This is a genomic window from Rubrivivax sp. A210 (genome assembly GCF_904426505.1).
In the GTDB taxonomy this organism is placed as follows: Bacteria; Pseudomonadota; Gammaproteobacteria; order Burkholderiales; family Burkholderiaceae_C; genus Rubrivivax.
The window spans coordinates 1-3,041 of record NZ_CAJGBN010000050.1 but is presented as its reverse complement, the minus strand read 5'-3'; the positions used below and the strand labels follow the sequence as shown (position 1 = coordinate 3,041).

Annotated in this window: 3 protein-coding genes and 1 pseudogene; 1 reads left to right on the top strand and 3 read right to left on the bottom strand. The window is 64.4% G+C overall.

All coding sequences use genetic code 11. The annotated features are described in order from the left end of the window. Window positions 1–116 precede the first annotated feature (116 nt). Window positions 117–557, bottom strand: a complete 441-nt coding sequence (locus JMV16_RS19830; RefSeq protein ID WP_201496047.1) for a class I SAM-dependent methyltransferase — start codon at window positions 555–557, stop codon at window positions 117–119. A gap of 287 nt (window positions 558–844) precedes the next feature. Further along, a complete protein-coding gene (locus JMV16_RS19825) occupies window positions 845–1,531 on the bottom strand; it encodes a hypothetical protein (protein WP_201496046.1) in 687 nt (228 codons plus the stop codon). An 88-nt stretch (window positions 1,532–1,619) separates the two neighbouring features. Here JMV16_RS19825 and JMV16_RS19820 point away from each other — a divergent pair. Beyond that, window positions 1,620–2,470 (top strand): annotated as a pseudogene (locus JMV16_RS19820) (IS3 family transposase); the annotation flags it as partial. 205 nt (window positions 2,471–2,675) lie between these two features. On the opposite strand, the gene JMV16_RS19815 reads toward JMV16_RS19820, so the two are convergent. After that, a partial coding sequence (locus JMV16_RS19815; protein ID WP_201496045.1) for an ATP-binding protein occupies window positions 2,676–3,041 on the bottom strand: 366 nt, incomplete at its 5' end.

The following is a 3,041-nucleotide window of genomic DNA, read 5'->3' as shown; positions in this document are numbered from 1 at the left end:
CGCGCTTCGTCGGGCGGCGGTACTGCTCGTACTGCGCATTGTCGTCAGCGGCCACGGCAAGGGTATGTTGCTTCATGCTCGACTCAACGCACGAGCCGTGCCCTCAGTGGACTTGATCAGCGTTGCCCTAGGTCGAAGTACCTGTGCTCTTCGCTTGCGTACTCATGCAAGGGCCATTCGGTGTCAGGCACCCCAAGCCGCAGCGATTGTCCGGGCGACAGGACCCTCAGGATTTCCATTAGCAGTTGACGGCATTGATCTGGGTACTCAAGATGTTCCAAGAAGTGCTCCGCGTAGACGAGGTCTACGGACTCATCATCAAGTGGGAGCGGGCGGCGTAGATCAATTGCCAGGTCCGCGGCATTGTTGTAGTCGATGTTCAGCCAACCCACTTTGATGTTCCGCCCGCAGCCGAGATGAATTTTTCTGGGTGCGGGCGTGCCTTTTCGTTGGATGGTCCACTTCAGGATGCTGAGGATGTGTCTGATTAGGATTCGGACCTCCATCAGCATCAGGTGCATGGCCCCGCGGACACCGAAACTACATCTCACGTTCATGATCTCTCCGATCTCAACCAGAGACGGTCTGCCGTGCTCCGCGCTGACCCTTATTGCCAGAGGCCGGCTCGGCCGCGACAAGTGACGCCATGAACCAGCTTGGGCTTGTCATGGCGCTCTGTAAGCATCCGGACCGAGACAGCTTCGCTGCGAGGTTCGACTTGTTCAAGGCTGCTGCAATGGGCATGCCGACACTTCGCCGACCGCATCCTCGATGGTCACAGCCAACCCTTGGCAGCAGCAACCGCAGCGATTGGCCGGCGCGGACTCGCAGGAACTGACTCGCCTTATGTCGCCCGCAATATCAGCAGCGGACGTTCCGTCTCGCGGTCGAGGTCATCAAGGTAGCCAGGGCCGTCAATCCGGCGGGTGCGGAGATAGTCGAGTAGGTAGGGCTTGCTCGCAGCGGCGTCGGTGACGTCGCGCAGGACCTTGACCGTGGCGACGCCATCATCCAGCGATGAAGCAAACGACACCGGAGTGATTCCATCGAAGCGCCGCTGGTAGTCGGCTGCAACCTGCTCGGACACATGCAAGGCATTCCGGAGCTCGTTGGCGCGGATACGGCAGTCAATTCTGAAGCCATTGCAGAGCATCCAGGCCTGCGCCAGTTGCCAGAACAACGCCAGGTCAATGGGGCCCTGCGCCTTGAGCGTGAAATCGAGTTCGCCTTCGAAGAAGGATGCCTCGTCCGAAAGTGCCGCTGCAATTTGCATGTACTCGGAGCGCGGGTCGGATAGCGACGCGGCTTGCTCTGCGCGCTGGACGAGGCCCTTGGTCCGGGAGAAATGCCGCCTCAACGAAGCCATGTGCTGCTGCTCGAAGCCGGTATGGATAGTCCGCTCCAGGTCCTGGAGCCTTCCATCGAGCGCGTCGAATCGCTTGCGCATGTACAAGAACCCGGCCACGCTCACGCCCACTCCGACCAGCGACACGCCAAGCGTCGCGATCTGCAGGGACTGCAGCGCTTCCATCATTGAGGTCAACCGGTGCACCTCCCCCCGCGTCAGAATAGTTGTCGCCTCCATAGACCAACCCAGGGGGCGGCGATGAAGGACGGACTTGGCTCGATACGGACAGGCATTCAAGGACAAAGCGGTAGCGAGGTTGCTGCCACCGGAGAGCGCATCACTGGAGGTGGTGTCGCGCGAGGTTGGTGTGGGAGCGGGGACGCTGGAACGGTGGCGGGAGGACGCGCAGTCCAGGCCCGCCCGAGGGCGGGCCTGGACTGCGGGCGCGCGTCTTGAGGCCGTGATTACTACGGCGGCCATGAACGAGGCCGCCAAGAGCGCCTGGTGCCGCGAGCGCGGCGTCTTCCCGGCCGACCTGGACAAGTGGCGCGCGAGCTGCGCCACGGCGCTGGCCGATCCCGAGGACGCCCGCGCCAGCCCGCAGGCCACCCGCGCTGACCGCAAGCGCATCAAGGAACTCGAGCGCGACCTGCTGCGCAAGGACCGGGCGCTGGCCGAGACGGCGGCGCTGCTGGTCCTGTCAAAAAAAGTCGCGGCGATCTTCAACAAGGGCGAGGACGAATGATCGGCCTCGAAGATCGCCAAGCCCTGGCCCAGAACATCTGCGCAGCCCACGCTGCGGGCGCGCGGCTGCAGCCCGCCTGCGAGATCGCCGGCATCGACGTGCGAACCCTGCAGCGCTGGAAGGCCCGGGAAGGCCTTAGCACGGGCGATGGCAGACCGCAGGCGGTGCGGCCTGCTCCTGTGCACGCCTTGAGCCCTCAGGAGCGCGCTGAGCTGCTGGCCGTGGCCAACGAGCCGCGCTTCGCCGCGGTGCCGCCGGCGCGCATCGTGCCCATGCTGGCCGACGAGGGCGTGTACCTGGGCAGCGAGTCCAGCATGGCCCGCGTGCTGCGTGCACACGGCCAGAACGCCCGCAGGGGCCGCGCCAAGGCGCCCAAAGCCACGAGTGTCGGCGCCGATCCAAATCTGAGCCACCGTGCCGACCGAACATTGAGCCAGGGGTGGTAGCCGACTTTGAGAGGGTCGGCTGTGGATAAGTTTAGTTCCTGACCTGCTTCGTTGACCTCCTTGGTTGCCGTGTTGTTCGCGCGGGGGAAGACGCGCAGGGCGGAGCCCGTAGCGTCTTCCCCCGCGCGGCGCCCACTCAGAACGGTTCGGGCTCGGCCTCGCTCTTGGGACCCTTGCGCGTCTGCTCGCGTGCCTTGATGCGCTTCTTGGCTTCGGCCGTGCTGCGGCTGAAGCGGATCGACTCGTTGCCGGTCTCCACGATGTGGCAGTGGTGCGTGAGGCGATCCAGCAGCGCGGTGGTCATCTTCGCGTCGCCGAACACACTGGACCATTCGGCGAAGTCCAGGTTGGTCGTGATCATCACGCTGGTGTGCTCGTACAGGCGGCTGAGCAGGTGGAACAGCAGCGCCCCGCCGGCCTGGCTGAAGGGCAGGTAGCCCAGCTCATCGAGGATGACGAGATCCAGGCGCAGCAAGCTCGTGGCGATGCGCCCGGCCCTGCC